Consider the following 20,287-nt stretch of genomic DNA (forward strand, 5'->3'; position numbering starts at 1 on the left):
GTGAGCGTCTCGCCCGTCGCCGCGGACCCCGCCGCCCTCGGCCCCGCCCCCCGCGAGCCCGACCCCCATCACTCCCACCCCCGTGGGTCCCACCCCCCCGAGGCCCATCCCCGCGAGGCCCATCCCCGCGAGTCCCACCCCCGGGCGCCCGCCTCCCGTGCGCCCGATCCCGGCGACGCGTCCGGCGCGTCGCCCCCTCGCCCGCCCTTCTCCCGCCTGCCCTCGGCCCGGCTGGTCCTGCGCCTGTGCCTTCTCGCCCAGGTGCTTGTGGCGGGCCTCGTCGCGGTTGAGACCGGCTGGGGCGAGATCGACTTCGCCGGGCGCGACGGCATCCGCACCCGGCCCGAGACCCCCGTCTCCCCCGGCGACCAGCGCCGCCCGTTCTCGCCCGGCCAGGTGCCCTCGCGTCTGGGCCCCGAGCAGCCCTCCGACGGGCCGGTGCGCCTGCCCGCCACGCTGCCCCGGCGGCTGGAATTCTCGATGCACGACACGCAGGAATTCGGCCGGGTGATGCTGGCGGCCGGGGGCATCGACGAAGGCGCCGCCGCCCGCCTGCGCGGCTATGTCGAAAGCCTGCCCGAGCCCCCCGACGCGGTGGCCCTGCACAGCCCCGGCGGCGCGGTCGACCAGGCGCTGGCCATCGGCCGGCGGCTGCGGGAGCTGGAGCTGAACACCCTCGCCCTGCCCGACGCGGCCTGCCTCTCGGCCTGCCCCTACGCGCTGGCGGGCGGGGTCGAGCGCATCGTCTCGCGCACCGCCTGGGTGGGGCTGCACCAGCACTACTACGACGAATCGACCATCCTGCCGGCCTTCCTGGCGGTGGAGCGGATCCAGCAGGGCCAGGGCGAGACGCTCTCCTACCTCGCCGAGATGGGCGTCGATCCGGTGATCATGGTCCACTCCCTCCAGACCCCGCCCCAGGACATGTATCTGCTGGTGGAGGAGGAGCTGACCGACTATCGCCTCGCCACCCGCATGGCCGACTGAGCCGCCCCGCGCCGCTCCCCCCCAGGCGCCGACGCCCGCCCCGCGCCGCGGGCGCCCCCGCGACACCGGATCGGCGCCGGTCGCGGCGCCTCCCGCCCCCGGACCGGACGCGGCGTCTCCCGGACAGGAACGCGCCGCGTCGACCCTCGCGCGGGCGACGCGGTCCCGCCCGCGGCGCGCTTTCGGCGTCGGCCCGGGGGACGAGGAGGCCCGGGACGGGCGGCAGGCGAGGGACCCCGCCCTTGCCGCCGACCTGCACGCGGAAGTTTACCCATACGGCGCCCTTCGCTATCCTTGCGCGACGACGCCGGGCGGAAGGCGAGGGCCGAAGAACGGCCCCGACGCGCGGCGCAGACGACCGGGGACTACCCGGCGCGGCGTTGGGAGGATTTCGGATCATGCGGGACGACCTCGATTTCGAGGCGTGGCGCGAGACGCTGCGCAGCTTCTGCGGCAACTTCGAGGTCGACCCCGGGCCCGACCTCGCCCGCCGCCGCGCGGGCTTCGGCAAGCTCAGTCTCGGCGGCATGGCGATGAGCCACATCTTCACCAACTACGCCCGCCTCGCCCGCGACCGCGCCTGCATCCGGCGCGACGACGTCGACTGCCTCTACCTCGCCCGCCAGCTCCGCGGCTGGCTGGAGTTCGAGCACGACGGCCGCCTCTGCCGGCTGGGCCCGGGCGACTGCGCGCTGATCGACTCGCGCCTGCCGGTCGCCATCCGCTACGGCGAGGGCGGCGCCGAGACCGCCACCCTCCACGTCCCCCGCGAAGCCCTGATGCGCGACGCCCCCGGCGAGATCGCGGTCGGCGAGGCGCGCCCCGCCCACGACGCGCGCGGCCACGCCCTGCACGACGCCATGGGCTTCATCGCGACCGAGGGCCTCGACGACGCGGCCAACCGCGGCTTCCTGATCGAGCTCGCCCGCCTCGCCTTCCGCCGCGATCCGGCCGCCCCCTCGCTCGACCGCATCGACCGCGGCGGCGACCGCGCCGTCGCCCTGATCCACGCCATCGAGCGCGGCGCGACGGACCCCGATTTCTCGCTCGCCGCGCTTGCCGCGCGCGCCGGCCTGTCCGAGCGGCAGGTGCAGCGCGACCTGCTGGGTCGCGGCACCAGCTTCTCGGCCGAGCTGATGGCCCGGCGCATGGACCGGGTTCGCCGGGCGCTGCGCGCGGGCGCCGCCGACGGCCCCCGCCCGCGGGTGGCCGAAATCGCCTACGCCGCCGGCTTCAACGACCTGAGCCACTTCAACCGCGCCTTCCGCCGCCTGCACGGCTGCACCCCCCTGGCCTACGCCCGTGGCGAAGGCGCCCAACCCGCCCCCGCCTGACCCGGCCCGGCGCGGGACGCGCGCCGGCCCGCCGGCCCCGGCCCAGGCCCAGGCCCAGGCCCAGGATGCAGTCCCTCCGCGCAGCCCCTCCGGGCGGCGCCGCACGCGGTCCGGGCGACCGCCCCCGGGCGGGACCATGTCGTCCGAATCCCATCCGCGTGGCGCGATAGGCCAAGACGCCCCGGCCCGCGGGGCGCAACGTTTTCGCGCAGGAACCCTGCGCCCAGCCGGATCGCCAGGCCGGCGGACCCGCCCCCTCCGGGGCGCGGTCCGCCCTCCTCACGCTCGCCCCCGTTCGCCGGAACCGGTCCGGCGGGGGCCCCCTTCCCGGCGCGGCGCGAAAAGAGTCCGCGGTGACGGGAGGAAGCCATGAAACTGACCCTCAACGGCGAGGCGCGCGAATTCGACGTGCCCGACGACATGCCCCTGCTGTGGGCGATCCGGGAGGCCGCGGGCCTGACCGGCACCAAGTTCGGCTGCGGCGCGGGGCTCTGCGGCGCCTGCACCGTGCATCTCGACGGAGTCGCGGTGCGATCCTGCCAGACCCCGGTCTCGGCCGCAGAGGGCGCCGAGGTGACCACGATCGAGGGCCTCCACCCCGAGGGCCGCCACCCCCTGCAGCTCGCCTGGATCTCGGCCCAGGTTCCCCAGTGCGGCTACTGCCAGTCGGGCCAGATCATGCAGGCCGCCGCCCTGCTGGCGAGCAACCCCGCCCCCACCCGCGAGGACATCGTCTCCCACATGGGCGGCAACATCTGCCGCTGCATGACCTACGACCGCATCCTTGCGGCCATCGAAACCGCCGCGGGCTGAGGGAGACGCCGGACATGACCCACCATCGCATGCCCCTCACGCGCAGGGGCTTCCTGGTCTGCGCAGGCGCCGCGGGCGCCACGCTGACCATGGGCTACGCCGCCACGACCGGAGCGGCCACGGCCTCGACCTCCGCCGAGATGATCTCGCCCAGCCTGTTCTTCGACATCCACGCCGACGGCCGCGTGGTGATCCACGTGACCAAGGCCGAGATGGGCCAGCACGTCGGCGGCGCCCTCGCCCAGACGGTCGCCGAGGAGCTGGAGTGCGGCTGGGAGAACGTCGACCTCGCCTACGTCGGCTTCGATCCGCGCCACGGGCTGATGCTGACCGGCGGCTCGTGGTCGGTGAACTGGACCTTCGACGCGCTCAGCCGCGCCGGCGCCGCGGGGCGCATGGCGCTGATCGAGATGGCCGCCGCGAAGCTGGGCGGCGCGCCGGAGGACTATTCGGCGAAAGACGGCGTGATCTCGGGCAACGGCCAGCAGATCACCTATGGCGAGCTGGCGGCCTCCGGCCTCAGCCCGCGGACGTTCTCCGAAGAGGAGATGGCCGCCCTCGTCCTCAAGCCCGCCGCCGAGCGTCGGGTGGTTGGCCAGCAGGTGGCCCAGCTCGACATCCCCGCCAAGGTCGACGGCAGCGGCGTCTACGGCATCGACGTGACCCTGCCCGGGATGCTCGTCGCCGTGCCCGCGCCCCCGCCCGTGCGCTACGGCGCGAAGGTCCTGTCGGTGGACGAGACCGAGGCCGCGAAGGTCCCCGGCTATGTCCGCCACGTGGTGATCGAGGATCCGCTGGGCGTGCAGACCGGCTGGGTCGCGGCGGTGGCCAGCGGCTACTGGGCCGCGAGCCAGGCCGCCAGGGCGCTGAAGGTCGACTATGACCCGGGCCCCAACGCCAACGTCTCGCTCGCCGACATCCATGCCGAATCCCGCCGCCTGATCGAGACCGAGGAGGACACGCGCCTGTTCGTCGACGACGGCGACGTGGACGCGGCGCTGGCCGGCGCCGCCTCGACCCTGACCGCCGACTACACCACCGGCGTCAACGTCCACGCCCCGATGGAGCCGATGAACGCCACCGTCGAGATCCGCGACGGGACCTACCACATCCACGCCGGCAACCAGTTCCAGACCCTGATGACCGGGCTGGTGCAGGCGCTGGGCGTGGCGCCCGAGAAGATCGTCTTCCGCCAGTGCCTGCTGGGCGGCGGCTTCGGGCGGCGGCTCGACGCGGATTACGTGGTGATGGCCTGCCACGTGGCCCGCGCGGTCGAGGCGCCGGTGAAGCTGGTCTACTCGCGCGAGGTCGACACGCTGTGCGACTTCACCCGGCCGGCGGCCACGGTGCGGCTGACCGCGGGGCTCAAGGACGGCGCCGTCACGGCCTGGAAGAGCCACTCGGCCTCGGCCTGGGCTTCGGCCCGGCAGGCGCCGGCGTTCCTGACGCCGGACCTCTCGGGCGACCCGGAGAAGAAGCTCGACGGGTTCGCGATCAACGGGGCCGACCACTGGTACACGATCCCCGACCAGCGGGCGCTGTTGTCGCTGAACCAGCTCGCCCAGTCGGCGATGCCGCCGGGCCACCTGCGCTCGGTCGGGCCGGGCTGGCAGATGTGGGCGGTCGAGAGCTTCCTCGACGAGGTCGCGGCGGAGCTCGGCGAGGATCCGCTGGCCCTGCGCCTGCGCCTGCTCGACGGCGCGGGCAAGAACGCGGGCGAAGGGGCGATGACCGGCGGCGCCAGGCGCCTCGCGCGGGTGCTGCAGGACGTGGCGGACCGGGGCGGCTATGCCCAGCCGCGCGAGGCGAACGTGGCCGTCGGCCTCGCCTGTTCCGCGGCGCAGGAGCGGAGCGCGGCCTCCTGGACCGCCTGCGCGGCGGAGGTCGAGGTCGATCCCTCGGACGGCTTCGTCACCGTGCGCCGGCTTACGCTCGCCACCGACGTGGGCACGGCGGTGAACCCCGACGGGGTGCGCGCCCAGCTTTCGGGCGCGGCGCTGTGGGGGCTGTCGATGGCGCTGTTCGAGGACGTGGGCTTCGAGAACGGCGCCATCCAGGCCGACAACTTCGACCGGCTGACCCCGCTGAGGATGTGGGACATGCCCCAGGTCGACGTGGCGGTGCTCGACTCGGGCGCCTACCCCACCGGCGCGGGAGAGCCGGGCGTCACCGTGGTGGCGCCCGCGATCGGCAACGCGGTGGCCAGGGCGGTGGGGGCGCGCGTGCGCTCCCTGCCGATTACCGCCGACAAGGTGAAGGCCGCAATGAAGGCCTGAGCAGACCGCGGGGCGGCCTCCGCCGGCGGCCCCGCGGGACAAGAAAATCGGACAACCGATTGGGAGGAAACAGATGAGATCCCTTGCGATACCGGGCGCGCTGGCCGCGCTCGTTCTGGCCGGCGCGTCCCCCGCGCAGGCCCAGGCCCCGAGCCCCGAGCAGATCCGCGCCGCCACGGCCGGCATCGACGGCGCGGCCATCGCCGCCAACGCCCAGGGCGGAACCGAGAACTGGCTCAGCTATGGTCTCGGCTACGACGAACAGCGCTTCTCGAAGCTGACGTCGGTCGACCGCGAGACGGTGGGCGAGCTGGGCCTCGCCTGGTCGCACGACATGGAATCCCGCCGCGGCGTCGAGGCGACCCCGATCGTGGTCGACGGCATCATGTACGTGACCGCCTCGTGGTCGGTGGTCCATGCGCTCGACGCCGTGACGGGCGAGGAGTTGTGGGTCTATGACCCCGAGGTCGACCCCGAGACCGGCTACAAGGGCTGCTGCGACGTGGTCAACCGCGGCGTGGCGATCTGGGACGGCAAGGTCTTCGTGGGCGCCTACGACGGCGTGCTGCACGCCATCGACGCGGCCACCGGCGAGGGGCTGTGGAAGGTCGACACGGTCTGGAACCACGACTGGTCCTACACCATCACCGGCGCGCCCCGGGTGATCGACGGCAAGGTCATCATCGGCAACGGCGGCGCCGAATACGGCGCGCGCGGCTACGTCACCGCCTATGACGTTGAGACCGGCGAGCAGGCCTGGCGCTGGTTCACCGTCCCCGGCGACCCCGGAAAACCCTTCGAGAACGACGCCATGAAGATGGCGGCCGAGACCTGGGATCCCTCCGCCAAATACTGGGAGATGGGGGGCGGGGGCACCGTCTGGGACGCGATGGCCTACGACCCCGACCTCGGGCTGCTGTATATCGGCGTGGGCAACGGCGCACCGTGGAACCGCGACGTCCGCTCGCCCGAGGGCGGGGACAACCTGTTCCTCGCCTCGATCGTGGCGCTGGACGCGGCCACCGGCGAGTATCGCTGGCACTACCAGAACACCCCCGGCGACACCTGGGACTTCACCTCGACCCAGACCATCATCCTGGCCGACATCGACTGGCAGGGCGAGGCCCGCAAGGTGCTGATGCAGGCGCCCAAGAACGGCTTCTTCTTCATCCTCGACCGGGAGACGGGCGAGTATCTCTCGGCCGAGCCCTTCGCCCACGCCACCTGGGCCTCGCACTACGACGACGAGGGCCGGCCGGTGGAGCTGGTCGGCGCGCGTCCCAGGCCCGGCCAGGCGGTGGAGGTCACCCCCTCGGCCTACGGCGCCCACAACTGGCACCCGATGAGCTACAGCCCCGAGACTGGCCTGGTCTACATCCCCGCCCAGGGCGTGCCCCTGACGCTGATGCCGGACATGGAGCGCACCTTCAACGAGGCCTCGGCCAACTCCTACGGCTCGGGCAACGGCTGGAACCTGGGCTTCTACCTCAACGCGGTGGCCCCCACCGGCCAGGCGCGCGGCATGCTGATCGCCTGGGACCCAGAGACCCAGTCCGAGGCCTGGCGGCGCGAATACCTCTATCCGTGGAACGGCGGCACGCTGGTCACCGCGGGGGGGCTGGTGTTCCAGGGCGCGTCGGACGGCCGCTTCCTGGCCTATGATGCGCAGACGGGCGAGGAACTGTGGTCGACCACGCTGGGCGTGGGCGTGATCGCCGCCCCGATGACCTGGTCGAAGGACGGCGAGCAGTACGTGACCATCGCCGCGGGATGGGGCGGCGCCTACGGCGTGCAGGGCCGCCACACCGAGACCGTCGGCCCGGGCACCGTGTTCACCTTCAAGCTGGGCGGCGACGCGCAGATGCCCGAGTTCGCGGTCCCCGAGCGGGAGCTGACCCTGCTGCGCGGGGTCGAGTACGACCCCGCCGACATCCCCGAGGGCCAGGGCCTCTACGTCGCCAACTGCGCCACCTGTCACGGCACGCCGGCGCTGGGCAAGAGCGGCAACGTCCCCAACCTCGGCTACTCGGACCCCGCGATGATCTCGGACCTGCCCCATGTCGTGCTCAGCGGCGCGCTGACCGACGGCGGCATGCCCAGCTTCGAGGGCAAGCTGAGCGAGGCGCAGATCTCCAAGATCGCCGCCTTCATCCAGGGCGTGGTCGACATCACCCACCCCAGGGAGTGAGGCGGCCGCCCCCCGCCCGCCGACCCTGCCGCGCCCCGGACCCCCGGGGCGCGGCGCCCTCCCCCACCTTCGCGGCGGCGCCTCGTCGTCCGCATGAACCTTCTTCGCGCGCGCGGTCACCCATGAGCACACCCCGCAGCAGGAGGAGCGCGCGCGATGGGCCAGCCGATGACGGAGCAGGAGGTCAGGGACCTCAAGACCGCGATCTCCGCCGCGGCCGGAACCGCCCGCCCCTTCGGCCTGTGCATCGCCGCCAAGCCCGCAGACACGGTGTTCCTCGCCCTGAAAAGCAAGAGCCCGGCCGAGCAGGAGCGTCTCGCCAAGCAGCGCGTGGGCAAGAGCCGGACCGCGCGCGGGGAGATGCGGCTCGAGGGCGGCGTCCTGCGCCTCTGCTGCGAAGAGACGCCCGCCGCCGGCCTCGCCGAGAAGCTGCGCGAATTCTTCAGGACGGTGGTGGGCGCCAGCCGCAAGGTCGCGATCTGCGACGCGGCCGGCGCGATGCTCGAGGGCGAGGCCCCCGACGCGGGCGCGCGGGACGCCCGGACCCGGACGGCGCCCCCCCGGACCGACCCCGTCGTGTCGGAGGACGAGGACGAGGCCCAGGCGACCGCCCGCGCCGAATGGACCGGCGCCGCGGCGCGGCTCGAGCAACTGCTCGAAGACGTCTTCGCCGGGCGGGCCGGCAATCCCGCGACCGTGCGCGACACGCTGGGCCTGGCGCAGGAGGCGGCCGGGCGCGGCGACTTCGCCAGGGCCGTGCGCATCGCCGAGCGGGTCGAGAGCCGCCTGAAGGACCTCGCCCAGCGCCGCCGCGCCGACGAGCTCGGCGCCCGCTACGCCGCCGCCCATGACGAGATCGCCCCCAAGGCGGCGGCCGCGATCCAGGCCGGCGTCCCCACCGCCGCAATGATCCGCACGACCCTCGAGTTCGCCGAGTTCAAGGCGGCCGCGGGCGAGCTTCCCTCGGCGATCAAGACGCTGGTCCGGCTCGCCGACCTGCTCAGGGACGACCCCGTCGCCGCCGAACCCGACCCCCTGCGCGACGCCGAGGCGGCCGAGGCCCGGATCGCGGCCGCCCGCGTCGACTTCGAGGCGATCCGCGCCGAGGTCGAGGCGGCCGACGCCGTGCCCCGCGGGACCCGCCGCGCCGAGGCGCTGCACCGCCAGCTCGACCGGCTCAAGGCGCAGCTCGACAAGATGATCGCCACCCGCGACCTCGCCGCCGCGCCCGCCGACGTGGTCGCCCGCATCGCCGCCGTCGCCGGCGACCTCCGCGCCGAGGCTCCGGCCGTCGAGGCCGCCGAGACCCTGCGCGCGCGCGTGCTGGCCGAGGCCGCCAGACACGCCGACCTGCTCTCGGCCGCGCGCAGGATCTACGACATCGGCGGCGCGTTCGCCGAGGACATCGCCGCCTTCGCGTCGACCGACAGATGGCACCACGAGGAGATGGCCCGCCACGCCTACGACAGCGCGCTCTCCACGCTGCGCCTGGCGGTGATCGACGCCCGGGTCCTGGTCGCCCGCCAGCCGGAGTTCGACGCGCTCAAGGCCAACGAGGCGCAGGCCCTGCAACGGCTCGGCGCGCTGCAGGCCCGCAGCGCGGCCATGGCCCCTGTCCCGGACGCCCTGCCCGAGACGCTGGCCCTGCACCGGCGATGGCGGGAACTCGACGGGAAGATGATCGCAGCGCGCGACGCCCATGACTGGGCCGCCTGCCTGACGCTCGCCGACGAGCTGGACGCCACGATGGACGCGCTGGACGCGCTCAAGCCCCGGGCGGACGCGGCGCAGACGCGCCAGGACGACATCTACGCCCGCTGGAACGCTGTGGCGGCGGCGATGGCGCCCATTCCCGGCCAGGCCGCGGCGAGCCCCAGGCTCGCCGACTGGAAGGAGGCGGTGCGCGCCATCGACCGGACCTACCAGGCCGCCGCCAGAGCCGCGGACCTCGACACCGCCGAGACCGCGCTGCGCGCCGCCGAGGACGTGGTCGACCAGATCCCCGCGCTTCTCGCGCTCGAGACGACGGCGCGCGCCAACCAGGCCGCCTCGGCCGCGGCCTATGGCGCGGCGCAGCCGCTGCTGGACCAGGCGCTGGAGGTGCGCGCCTCGACGCCCAGGGGCCTGAAGGCGCGCGACGCGCTGGTCGCGGCCCACGAGGATTTCGCGGACGCCAACGCAAAGGGCGATCCCGACTGGCAGGCGCGCCTCGACGCGCTCGAGGCGGCGGCGCGGGCGATGCTGGCCCGCGAGCCGGACGAGCGGAACGCCGCGCGCAAGACCTTCGAGGCCCTGCAGACGGTGATCGCCAGGACCGACCCGATCTGCCAGACCGCCCGCACCATCGCCGAGGCCAACCGCCCCACGCTCGACGCCGACCTCGCGCGGATGGACGAGACGCTGGCCCTCGCGCGCGACAGCGCCGCGGACCGGCGCTGGATGCAGGCGATCTCGTGGTGGCAGGCGGCCCGCAAGATCGCCCTCTGGATCAAGTCCGTGCGCAAGAAGACCGCAAAGACGACCCGGGCGCTGGGCGAGCGGGTGAAGGCGCGCGTCAACCCTGCGCTCGCCGACCGGCTCCGCGAGGCCCGCGCCCTCTCGACCGACGTGCACCCCGAGGGCGCCCGCCTTCGCGCCGAGCTCGACGCCCAGACCGCCGAGTTCACCGTCCTCAAGACCGCCGAGCGCTGGCACGAGGCCGGCCAGAAGCTCGACGCGATCGAGGCGACGCTGCGGGCCTTCGACGCCTACAGGCCCACCCATGACGCGCTGAACACCGAGCTCGCGACGCTGAAAGCCGGCTGGAAGGCCCGCGGCGGCGACGTCACGACGGCCTGCGCCATGGTCCCGAGCACCGAGGCCGTGGCCCAGGCGATCCATGTCCTGGGCCCGCGCTACCTGGCCTGGAAAGCCGCCTACAAGGGCCATCGCTACGCCGAGGCGAACGCGGCCTGGCCCGCGCTGCTGGACGCCGTCGACAAGGTTCTCGCGCTCAAGTCCGAGCATGACGCGGCCCGCCCCGCCCTCGACGCCGTCGACGCCGCCCTGGCCGCCGGCCGGCCCGCCCGCCGGCAGGCCGAGGCGCTGGCCCCGCTGACGCCCGAACTCAAGCGCCTGGCCAGGGCGCGCGAGGAGGCCCGCGTCGTCGTCGACGAGAAGATGCGCCTGCAGGACTTCGCCGGCGCGCTGGCCGCCGTGCCGGCGCTCGACGCCGCGGCGAAGGCCCAGCTCGACGCCGCGCGCGCGACCGTGACCCTGCCCGCAGGCTCGGTCGATCCCCGCGACGGCGCGACCCTGGCCGCGGACCTCGAAGCCGAACTCTACGAGGTCGAGGCCGCGAAGGCGCAGGCCGCCCGCGCGCAGGCGAAGGCCGAGCTTGCGGCCCGCCCGATGGACGAGCTGCGCGCCCTCTCGACCGACGCCAAGCTGCAACTTCTCGCCGACCTGCGCGCCGGACGCGGCAGGCTCGACCCCGACGAGGCCCCGCTGCAGGCCAGGCTCTACGAGGCGATGACGCCGAGCCCGGAGTTCCTGGCCCTCGAGACCGGCCGCCAGCAGGAGCTGGCGCGCCGCATCGCCGAGGACGAGGACCTGCAGGCCGCGCGCGCCAACTGGAAGGACCTGCCCCTCGAGGCGCGGGTCGAGGCTCTGCAGCGCACCGTGGCGGTGGAGTGCGAGATCTACGGCATGGCCCCCGCCACGGTCGAGATCTTCGAGGCGGCGATGCCCGCGCCCTCGGGCTATTTCAACGCGGCGATGCAGACGGTGCGGATCAACGGGCACCCGAGCGCCATGATGGACGATTTCCTCGAGATGCTGGACACCGTGGTCCACGAGAACGTGCACAACTACCAGGCCGAGCTGGTGCGCCGGCTGGAGGAAGGGCTGATCGACCCCGACGACCCCGAATACGATCAGGCCCGGATCTTCCAGGCCAACTCTGCCTCGGGCGGATACATCAAGGCCGAGACCGGCGGTCACCACGCCTACAAGACCCAGCCGCTGGAGTGGGAGGCCTGGGCCGCGGGCAAGGGCGTCCGCGCGCTGGTCCAGGGCCCCCCGCCGCCTGCCCAGGGCGAGGCCGGCGCAGACGCGGCGCAGGCCGACGTGGCCCTCGCAGGCAACCGGGCCGAAGCCCCCGCCCAGATCTGAGGAGCACCAGACGATGGATCCCGAGCGCATGCACGACGCCGCCGCCACCCCGATCGCGATCGCCTGGCTTGACCCCGAAGGCCGCCGCACGCGGCTGGGCGAGGGGCGCATCGACGCCCGCGGCGCGATCGCGGTCGCGACCTCCCGGCCGGGGATGGCCGACTATCTCGCCGGTCTGATCGACCCGCTCAACGCCCGCGACGAGGTGGCGGTCAAGGAGCCCTGGCCCGGCGAGCCCGGCGCAATCTCCCACCGCCGCGTGCCCCGAAACGCGCCGGAGTTCCTTGTCGAGCTGAAGGCCTACGCCCTGCGCGCCCTGTCGCTGGAGCTGGATTTCGACGAGACCGCCTTCGCCTCGCCCCTGCCCGCCCCCCTGCCGCTGGGCTCCGACGACACGCCCGCCCCCGACGCGATCCGCCCGCTGAACGCGCCGAGCCTCGACCTCGACGCCTATGCCGAGCCCGAGCCGGAGGAGGGCGACGGGGACGACGCGCCCCCCCTGCCCCCGCTGGTCATCCCCGGTCTCGACGAGGTCTGAGGCGGCCGGCCCGCCTCCCCCGCGCTGCCCTGGCCGCGTGCGGATCGGCTGACGCCGGGCGCGCCGCGCCCCGGCGCGACCCCGCAACGGGCCGCCCGGAACCGCGGCGACGAGCGGACGAGGCGTCGCGTTGCGGCGCTGCGCCCTCAGCCCGCGGCGGCTTTCAGGAAGCCCCCGACGCGGGCGAAATAGGCCTCGGGCTCCTCGTAGAACGGGCAGTGGGCGCTGTTTGGAAAGACCTCGATCTCCGCGCCCGGGATCGCCGAGGCGAGGCGCAGGGCGCAGGCCGGGGTCATCTCGTCGTGGGCGCCGCAGAGGACCAGCGCCGGGGCGTCGAAGCCCCCCAGCGCCTCCAGCCGGTTCCAGTGGCTGAGATTGCCGATGTAGTGGAACTCGTTGGGGCCCTGCACCTCGAAGTAGGGGGCCATGTTCCAGTCCTCGACCGAGGCGGTCATCGGCTCGGGCCACGCGTCCAGCCGGCACATGTGGCGGTAGTTCAGCAGGGTGATCGCGGCCAGATACTCGGGGTGCTCGTACTGGCCCAGCGCCTCGCGCCGCTGCATCATGCGCACCGTCTCGATCCCCAGACCGCCGCGCAGGCGGTTGAGCTCGCTGACCAGATGCGGGATGTCGCCGGCGGTGTCGGCGAGGGTCAGGCTCTTCAGCCGGCCCGGACAGGTCACGGCGAACTCCATCCCCAGCCAGCCGCCCCAGGAGTGGCCCAGCAGGTGCGGTTTCTCGAGGCCCAGCGCCTTGAGCACCTGGTCCACCTCGGTCGCGAACCGCGCCACATGCCACAGCTTCGGATCCTCCGGCCGGTGCGAGGCGCCGGTGCCGAGCTGGTCGTAGCTGATCACCCGGAACCCCTGCTCGACCAGCCGCAGATGCGGCTCGGCCAGATAGCGGCAGGGCAGGCCCGGCCCGCCCGAGAGCAGGACCACCGGCTCCCCCTCCCCCCAGGCGTAGGCGACCACCTCGTGCCCGGTGTCGAGCTTGATGCGGGTGGTCTCGTCGGGCGCGGCGAAGTCGGGCATCGGGGGTCCTTCCGGGGTCAGGGCGTCTCGGCCAGCGTGTCGGCCAGCGCCTCGACGAACAGGCTCGCCTCGGCGTCGCTCAGGATCAGGGGCGGGCGCAGCTTCAGCGTCTCGCCGAAGCGGCCGGCTGCGCCGATCAGGACCCGGCGACGGCCGAGCCCGGCCAGCACGTCGCGAACCAGCGCCCCGTCCGGGGCGCCGTCGCGGCCCAGCTCCACCCCCAGGAACAGCCCCGCGCCGCGCACCCCGGCGATGCGGGGGTCATCGGCGGCAAGGGCCTGAAGCTCGCCCTTCAGGCGGGCGCCGGCGGCGGCGCTGCGGGCGACCAGGCCCTCGGCCTTGATCGTCTCGACCACCGCAAGCCCCGCCGCGGCGGCCACGGGGTTGGCGCCGAAGGTGTTGAAATAGCCGAAGTCCTCGACAAAGCGCGACAGGATCTCGGGCCGCGTCATGGTTCCGGCCATGGGAAACCCGTTGCCCATCGGCTTGCCGGTGGTGACGATGTCCGGCGCAAGCCCGTGACGCTCGAACCCCCACATCACGCCGGTGCGCGCAAAGCCCGGCTGCACCTCGTCGGCGATCAGCAGACCGCCGGCGTCGCGGATCGCGGTCTCGGCCGCCTTCAGGACCCCCTCGGGGTCGGCATGCACGCCGTCGGACGAGAAGATCGAGTCCCAGATCATCCCCGCAAAGCCGTGGCCCGACGCCTCCAGCTCCGCCGCCGCCTCGGCGACCGCTTTCGCGAAGCCCCCCGCCAGATCCTCGCCATAGACGGCGGGGTCGGGCGCCGGCACCGTGCGGATGCGCGCAGACCCGCCGCCCTTCTTCCAGGCGCTGGGAGAGATTTCGGTCGTGGCGGCGGTGTTGCCGTGGTAGGCGGCCTGCGTGACCACGAAGCCGCGCTTGCCCGTCCAGCATTCGGCGAGCCGCAGGGCGAGGTCGTTGGCCTCCGACCCGGTGCAGCTCAGCACCACGTTCGACAGTTCCGGCGGCAGGGTCGCCTTCAGCGCCTCGATGTAGCGGTCCACGACCTCGACCAGATAGCGGCTGTTGATGTTCAGCCGGCCGATCTGCTCGCGCACCGCCTCGACGACGGCGGGGTGGCAATGCCCCAGCGAAGGGACGTTGTTGTAGAAGTCGAGATATCGCGCCCCCGCCCGGTCGGTCATCCAGGCGCCCTGCCCCGAGACCATCTCCACCGGCCGGTCGTAGAACAGCACCGCCGCCGCCCCCATGTTCGCCAGTCGCCGGGCCAGCAGCGGATCGTCCCCCGCCTCGCCCGAGAAGGCGTTCATCGACAGGATCGCGCGGGGTTCGGCGGTCATGGGCGGCTTCCTCAGACGGTCGCGAGGTGGCGTTCGGCGAGCGCGACCGTGCCGGAGGCGTAGCCCCCCGCCATCAGCTCCCGCGCGGTCGGCGTCTCGGCGTGGGAGGCGATCCAGGCGGTCAGCAGCATCCGGCGCAGCATGACCATGTGGGGCAGGATCGCCTCGGCCTCCGGCGGCAGGGGGGCGACGCTCGCGTAGCCCTCCAGCCAGGCGGCGGCGAGGTCGGGGATGTAGGGCTCGGTCTCGAGGAACGAGATCGCGGCGGCGAAGTCGTAGGCGAACCAGCCGAAGCCGCAATCGTCGAAGTCGATCACGCCCAGGCGTCCGTCCTTCTCCAGCAGGTTCGCCAGGCGCAGGTCGGCGTGGATCAGGCCAAACCGATCCGCCCCCTCGCCATAGGCCGCCAGCCGCGCGCGCAGGGCTTCCGAGGTCCGCTCCAGGATCGCGCGGCCCTCGGCGTCCAGCCCTTCGGCGGCGCGCCAGTCGCCCCAGTGCATGACGGGGCCGACGGTCGTCTCCCAGGTCCAGGTCTTGCGGACGAACCCCGCGGGCTTCGCCCAGCGCCGCACATGGCCGTGCAGGCGGGCCGAGATCGCGCCGAGGTCGCGGAAACCGGGGACAAGGCCCGCGCCGGCCTCGGGCTCGGCCCCCTCCATCCATTCGAAGGCCACCGCGTGGCGGGTCTCGCCGTCATGCGCGAACGTGGCGACCTTGCCGCCCGCGGCGAGGGGCAGGATGGCGGGGGTCGCGACCACGTCCTCGGCCCGCAGCGCCTCGAGCCAGGCGATCTCGGAGGCGATCTCCGCAGGCGAGTGATAGGCCGGCCGATGGACGCGAACCACCACGGGGGCGGCCGCCGCGGGGTCGTCGAGGCGGAAGGTGGCGTTCTCGGAGATGTTGAGCAGGCGCGCCTGCGTGGCGGGCGAGAGCCCCCACTGCGGGGCCAGCGCGCCGGCATGCGCGCGCAGATCCTCGAGGAACGCGTCCGTGTAGAGCCCCGTCATCCGCCGTCGTCCCCTCTTCCGCTGCGCCGCCTGTCCGCCGCTTGCCCGTCGCTTGCCCGCTGCTTGTCAGGACGTGCAAGCGCGGCGCCAGACGCCCGGACGCTAGCGAGCCATGCTGCATGGCACAAGAATTGCGGCGTCCCGCTCGGCAATGCAGCGAAGGAGACGGGATCGTGCTGACATCGATCGAGGGACGCGTGGTGGTGGTGACCGGGGCGTCGAAGGGCATCGGCAAGGGCATCGCGAAGGTCTTCGCCGACCGCGGCGCGAAGGTGATGCTCGCCGCCCGCGGGACGGAGGCGCTGGAGGCGACGGCGGCCGAACTGACCGCGGGCGGAGCCACCGTGGCGACCCACGCCTGCGACGTCTCCGACTGGGCCTCGGTGCAGGGCCTGGCGGCGGCGACGCTCGAGACCTTCGGGGGCCTCGACGTGATGTGCGCCAACGCCGGCGTGTTCCCGCAGGTGAGCATCGCCGAGATGACCCCCGAGGACTGGGACGCGGTGATGGCCGCCAACCTGCGCAGCGCCTTCCTGTGCACCAAGGCCGTGCTGCCGGTGTTCGCGGGCAAGCCCGGCGGCCGCGTGGTGCTGACCTCCTCGATCACCGGGCCGGTGACGGGGTTCCCGGGGTGGGCGCACTACGGCGCCTCGAAGGCCGGGCAGCTCGGCTTCCTGAAGACCGCGGCGATCGAGCTCGCCAAGGTCGGGGCCACGATCAACGCGGTGCTGCCGGGCAATGTGATGACCGAGGGGTTGGACGGGCTGGGCGAGGATTACCTCGCCACCATGGCCGCCTCGATCCCGCTCAAGAAGATCGGCTCGGTCGCCGACATCGGCCACGCGGCCCTGTTCTTCGCGTCCGACGAGGCCGGCTACGTCACCGGCCAGACGCTGGTGGTCGACGGCGGCCAGATCCTGCCCGAATCGCTTGAGGCGCTGGACTAGGGCTTCGGCCCCGGGCCCGCCAGCCTCACGGCGGAGCCTGGCCGCGCCCGCTCGCGCGATGCGAGAGCGGGCGCCTCTATTGCAGGCATGTCCGGACAATACTGCGCAGTTTTCGACCAGACACAAACCTCGTGCCTATTTTTTGTCGACAGCAAGACGATCCGAGGCGCAGCCTTCCCCTGCCCAGCACGCCGGCCCTCCGGCGCAGCCGAACGGAGACCCTCGCGCCGCGAGCGACGGCGCCGAAGTCGAGGATGGACATGAACAAGCCCGAGACCCCCATCGCAGCCGATCACGCGCCCACCCATCCTCTGGAGCCGCTGACCGAGTCCGAGATCGCCGCCGCCGCAGCCCTTGTCCGCGCCGCCCGCGCGACCGAGGCCCTGCGCTTCGAGATGATCGAGCTCAAGGAGCCCTCGAAGAAGAAGGTCCGCGCCTTCGAGCCCGGCGACGACTTCCCCCGCGAGGCGCGCGTCAACGTCTTCGAGATGGGCCGCATCGGCGTGTGGAAATACGTGGTCTCGCTCTCGGCCGGCAGGATCCTGTCCGAGACCTTTGTGGAAGGCGCCCGGCCGATGATCATGGCCGAGGAGTTCCTCCAGATCGAAGCCACCGTGAAGGAGAACCCCGAGTTCCAGGCCGCCTGCGCCAAACGCGGGATCGAGGACGTGAGCCTCGTGTGCGTCGACCCCTGGTCGGCGGGCAACTTCGGCGTCGAGGGCGAGGAGGGCAAGCACGTCGCCCACACCTTCTGCTGGGTCAAGTCCGGGCCCTACGACAACCTCTACGCCCACCCGATCGAGGGGCTGAACCCGGTCGTCGACGTCAAGAAGATGGAAGTGATCCGCATCGACGACTACGGCGTGCGCGAGGTCCCCAAGGAGGACGTCAACTACGAAGCCCAGTTCCAGGACGGCTTCCGCAAGGACCTCAAGCCCATCGACGTGGTCCAGCCCGAGGGCGTGAGCTTCGACATGGATGGCCGGCGCATCACCTGGGCCGACTGGGACCTGGTGATCGGCTTCAACGGCCGCGAGGGGCTGACGCTCCATGACGTGAAGCTCGACGGCCGGCCGGTGTTCTACCGCCTCTCGATCGCCGAGATGGTGGTCCCCTACGGCTCTCCGGCCAAGCAGCACGCGCGCAAGAACGTCTTCGACATCGGCGAATATGGCCTCGGCAAGCTCGCGAACTCGCTGGAGCTGGGCTGCGACTGCCTGGGCGCGATCCACTATCTCGACGGGTATGTCTCGGGCATCGACGGCGCGCCCGAGAAGATCAGGAACGCCATCTGCATCCACGAAGAAGACGACGGCGTCCTTTGGAAGCACTGGGATTTCCGGACCGACCGCACGGAAGTGCGCCGGGCGCGGAAACTGGTGATCTCGTCGATCTCCACCGTCGGAAACTACGAATACGCCTCCTACTGGTACTTCATGCTCGACGGCACCATCGAGTTCGAGATGAAGGCCACCGGCATCATCAACACCGTCGGCTGCGAGCCGGGGAACCCCGGCAAGTACGGCACCGAGGTCGCGCCGGGCGTGCTCGGCCAGATCCACCAGCACACGTTCTGCGCGCGGATCGACCTCGCGGTCGACGGCGACGCCTGCACGGTCGTGGAATGCGACACCATCGCCCCGCCGATGGGCCCCGAGAACCCCTACGGCAACGCCTTCTACATCCAGGAGACGCCCCTCGCGCAGGAGGGCGGCCGCGCCCGGGCGCCGGAGAAGGAGCGCTATTGGAAGTTCGTCTCGGCCCAGGGGAAGAACCGCATGGGCCGGCCCACGGCCTTCAAGCTCGAGCCGACCCGCTCGATCACCGCCTTCAACAAGCCGCAGGGTCCGTCGGGCTCGCGCATGCCCTTCATCTACAAGGACCTGTGGGTCACCGCCTATGACCCCGAGGAGCGTTTCCCCGCCGGCGAGTTCATGAACCACTCCGACGGGAGCGAGGGCATTCCCGCCTGGATCGCCAAGCAGCGTCCCGTCGAGGGCGCCGACATCGTCGCCTGGCACGTCTTCGGCCTGCACCACATGCCCCGGCTCGAGGATTTCCCGGTGCAGCCGGTGGTCAAGACCGGCTTCACGCTGATGCCCAACGGCTTCTTCGACATGAACCCGGCGCTGAACATGCCGCCCGAGCGCAACGAGGCCAGCACCGACGCCGGCTGCTGCGGCGGCATCGCGGCCGAGTGACCCCGCCGCCCCCGGTGGGCGGCAGATCTGCGCCGCCGCCCCCACGGGCGGCAGATCTGCCTCGCCGCCCCCGATGGGCGGCGGCCTGACCAGCGATGCGCGTCGGCGGCCGTGGGGCGGTCGCCGGGGCGCCCAACGGCGGATCGGGGACGCAGCCCCGACCGGAGATCGACCAGACAGGGAATAGTCACCGCATGAACAAGAACCAGTTCCTGCCCCCCCACCGGGGTCCCTCGCGCCGCGCCGTCCTCGCCGGTCTGGGGGCCGGCTTCGCCGCCTCGATGGCCGGCGGCCGGGTCAAGGCCGGTCCGGGCGCGACCTACGCCGACGACCTCTGGGCGAAGACCGTCGAGGAGCTCAAGTCCGGCGGCTTCCGCATGGACCTCAACCTCCACTCCTGGGAAGGCTACACCGAGGAGCCAGTGCTCGATCCGTTCTCGACCCAAACCGGGGCGAACGTGAACCCGCAGATGCTGATCTCGGATCCCTCGGCGGTGAACAACCTGCGCTCGGGCGGGACCAAGACCTGGGACATCATCAACCTCAACAACGCCTGGCAGCGGAAAATCCTGTATCCCAACAAGCTGATCACCCCGCTCGACAAGGCCAAGTTCGAGCCGCTGTATGAAATGAACGTCCCCGAGTTCGCCTGGCCCTACAAATGGGCGATGGCCGACGACGGCGCGCTGCTGGGCATGATCCAGCGCTACGGCCCCTCGGGGGTGGCCATCAACTCCTCGATGATCGACGCGAGCGAGATCGAGGACGGCGGCTATGCCGGCCTGATCGACGGCCACGCGGGCGAATACGGCATCCTCGACTACGAGAACTGGGTGATCATGCACGCCTGCATGGCCGCGGGCTTCTCGCCCTTCCGCAAGCACACGGAAGAGGAGATGGCGGCCTATGAGGAGATGATCTTCAAGGTGATGAAGAACGCCAAGAAGATCTCGGCCGACGCCGCCACGCTGGCGCGCGACATGATCACCGGCGAGATCGTGGGCTGCTTCCCGGGCTCGCTCTATTCCGTGTCGGCCGCGCGCATGGAGGGCATGTCCGAAATCACCTGCGTGCTCCCCAAGGAGGGCATCGAGGAGACCAGGACCGACGCCGAGCCGATGGGCAAGTCGGGCATCATCTGGATCGAGATCACCTCCCAGGTCGCCAACCCCGACCCGACGCCGCTCGCCGAGGCCTTCCTGATCTACTGCCACACGCCCGAGGCCTGCCACCGGGTCGCGGCCATGGCGCCGGGCACGCTGAACCCGGTAGTGCAGATGGGCGATCCGGCGGTGCTGGGGCTGTTCTCCCAGGACGAGCTCGACGCGGTGATGTGGGGCTCCGACGGGGCCGAGCTGAAGACGCTCGTCGACCGCTGCATCGATTTCGACATCAACCCCGACTACGACGCGATGCACGACCTCTACACCGAGGCCAAGCGCTCGCGCGGGTTCTGATCCCAGGGCGGGGGCCGGAGTTGACAGC

13 protein-coding genes are annotated in these 20,287 nt (G+C 72.5%); 10 read left to right on the forward strand and 3 right to left on the reverse strand.

Features of this window, described 5'->3' with window-relative positions:
* From AAC134_RS13855 to AAC134_RS13885, 7 genes are all read left to right on the forward strand, one after another.
* Positions 1-987 (forward strand): hypothetical protein, encoded by a 987-nt coding sequence (locus AAC134_RS13855; protein WP_339949690.1) that lies wholly within the window; start codon positions 1-3, stop codon positions 985-987.
* Between the two features lie 398 nt (positions 988-1,385).
* Positions 1,386-2,321: a helix-turn-helix domain-containing protein gene (locus AAC134_RS13860; RefSeq protein WP_339949691.1), complete on the forward strand. Its 936-nt coding sequence runs from the start codon at positions 1,386-1,388 to the stop codon at positions 2,319-2,321.
* Positions 2,322-2,690: 369 nt separating this feature from the next.
* A complete protein-coding gene (locus tag AAC134_RS13865) occupies positions 2,691-3,134 on the forward strand; it encodes a (2Fe-2S)-binding protein (protein ID WP_339949692.1) in 444 nt (147 codons plus the stop codon).
* Between the two features lie 14 nt (positions 3,135-3,148).
* A complete protein-coding gene (locus tag AAC134_RS13870) occupies positions 3,149-5,410 on the forward strand; it encodes a molybdopterin cofactor-binding domain-containing protein (RefSeq protein WP_339949693.1) in 2,262 nt (753 codons plus the stop codon).
* A gap of 73 nt (positions 5,411-5,483) precedes the next feature.
* Positions 5,484-7,598 carry a PQQ-dependent dehydrogenase, methanol/ethanol family gene (locus AAC134_RS13875; protein ID WP_339949694.1) on the forward strand — a complete coding sequence of 705 codons (2,115 nt, stop codon included), beginning with the start codon at positions 5,484-5,486 and terminating at the stop codon, positions 7,596-7,598.
* 156 nt (positions 7,599-7,754) lie between these two features.
* Entirely contained in the window at positions 7,755-11,750 is a 3,996-nt protein-coding gene (locus tag AAC134_RS13880; protein ID WP_339949695.1) for a hypothetical protein, read from the forward strand.
* Between the two features lie 13 nt (positions 11,751-11,763).
* Positions 11,764-12,288 (forward strand): hypothetical protein, encoded by a 525-nt coding sequence (locus AAC134_RS13885; RefSeq protein WP_339949696.1) that lies wholly within the window; start codon positions 11,764-11,766, stop codon positions 12,286-12,288.
* A 146-nt stretch (positions 12,289-12,434) separates the two neighbouring features.
* On the opposite strand, the gene AAC134_RS13890 is transcribed toward AAC134_RS13885, so the two are convergent.
* From AAC134_RS13890 to AAC134_RS13900, 3 genes are read right to left on the reverse strand one after another with little or no spacing between them, the layout of a single operon-like run.
* Positions 12,435-13,322 (reverse strand): proline iminopeptidase-family hydrolase, encoded by an 888-nt coding sequence (locus AAC134_RS13890; protein WP_339949697.1) that lies wholly within the window; start codon positions 13,320-13,322, stop codon positions 12,435-12,437.
* A 17-nt stretch (positions 13,323-13,339) separates the two neighbouring features.
* Positions 13,340-14,647, reverse strand: a complete 1,308-nt coding sequence (locus AAC134_RS13895) for an aminotransferase class III-fold pyridoxal phosphate-dependent enzyme (protein ID WP_339949698.1) — start codon at positions 14,645-14,647, stop codon at positions 13,340-13,342.
* Between the two features lie 11 nt (positions 14,648-14,658).
* Positions 14,659-15,654 carry a phosphotransferase gene (locus AAC134_RS13900; protein WP_339949699.1) on the reverse strand — a complete coding sequence of 332 codons (996 nt, stop codon included), beginning with the start codon at positions 15,652-15,654 and terminating at the stop codon, positions 14,659-14,661.
* A 173-nt stretch (positions 15,655-15,827) separates the two neighbouring features.
* Here AAC134_RS13900 and fabG point away from each other — a divergent pair, with 173 nt between their 5' ends.
* The 3 genes from fabG to AAC134_RS13915 all read left to right on the forward strand — a co-directional run bounded on the left by fabG (position 15,828) and on the right by AAC134_RS13915 (position 20,259).
* The gene (gene fabG, locus AAC134_RS13905) at positions 15,828-16,601 is read left to right on the forward strand and encodes a 3-oxoacyl-ACP reductase FabG (protein ID WP_339949700.1); all 774 of its coding nucleotides are present in this window, start codon (positions 15,828-15,830) and stop codon (positions 16,599-16,601) included.
* 260 nt (positions 16,602-16,861) lie between these two features.
* On the forward strand, positions 16,862-18,802 hold the full coding sequence (locus AAC134_RS13910) for a primary-amine oxidase (protein ID WP_339949701.1): 1,941 nt from the start codon (positions 16,862-16,864) through the stop codon (positions 18,800-18,802).
* A gap of 194 nt (positions 18,803-18,996) precedes the next feature.
* Positions 18,997-20,259, forward strand: coding sequence for a PotD/PotF family extracellular solute-binding protein (locus AAC134_RS13915; RefSeq protein WP_339949702.1), 1,263 nt, complete (start codon positions 18,997-18,999; stop codon positions 20,257-20,259).
* The last annotated feature ends 28 nt before the right edge of the window (positions 20,260-20,287 follow it).

It is taken from the genome of uncultured Albimonas sp. (genome assembly GCF_963977235.1).
Classification (GTDB): Bacteria; Pseudomonadota; Alphaproteobacteria; order Rhodobacterales; family Rhodobacteraceae; genus Albimonas.

Coding starts and splice junctions, on each gene's coding strand:
- AAC134_RS13860 (WP_339949691.1), top strand. CDS start 1,386: ATGCGGGACGACCTCGATTTCGAGGCGTGGCGCGAGACGCTGCGCAGC.
- AAC134_RS13865 (WP_339949692.1), top strand. CDS start 2,691: ATGAAACTGACCCTCAACGGCGAGGCGCGCGAATTCGACGTGCCCGAC.
- AAC134_RS13870 (WP_339949693.1), top strand. CDS start 3,149: ATGACCCACCATCGCATGCCCCTCACGCGCAGGGGCTTCCTGGTCTGC.
- AAC134_RS13875 (WP_339949694.1), top strand. CDS start 5,484: ATGAGATCCCTTGCGATACCGGGCGCGCTGGCCGCGCTCGTTCTGGCC.
- AAC134_RS13880 (WP_339949695.1), top strand. CDS start 7,755: ATGGGCCAGCCGATGACGGAGCAGGAGGTCAGGGACCTCAAGACCGCG.
- AAC134_RS13885 (WP_339949696.1), top strand. CDS start 11,764: ATGGATCCCGAGCGCATGCACGACGCCGCCGCCACCCCGATCGCGATC.
- AAC134_RS13890 (WP_339949697.1), bottom strand. CDS start 13,322: ATGCCCGACTTCGCCGCGCCCGACGAGACCACCCGCATCAAGCTCGAC.
- AAC134_RS13895 (WP_339949698.1), bottom strand. CDS start 14,647: ATGACCGCCGAACCCCGCGCGATCCTGTCGATGAACGCCTTCTCGGGC.
- AAC134_RS13900 (WP_339949699.1), bottom strand. CDS start 15,654: ATGACGGGGCTCTACACGGACGCGTTCCTCGAGGATCTGCGCGCGCAT.
- AAC134_RS13910 (WP_339949701.1), top strand. CDS start 16,862: ATGAACAAGCCCGAGACCCCCATCGCAGCCGATCACGCGCCCACCCAT.
- AAC134_RS13915 (WP_339949702.1), top strand. CDS start 18,997: ATGAACAAGAACCAGTTCCTGCCCCCCCACCGGGGTCCCTCGCGCCGC.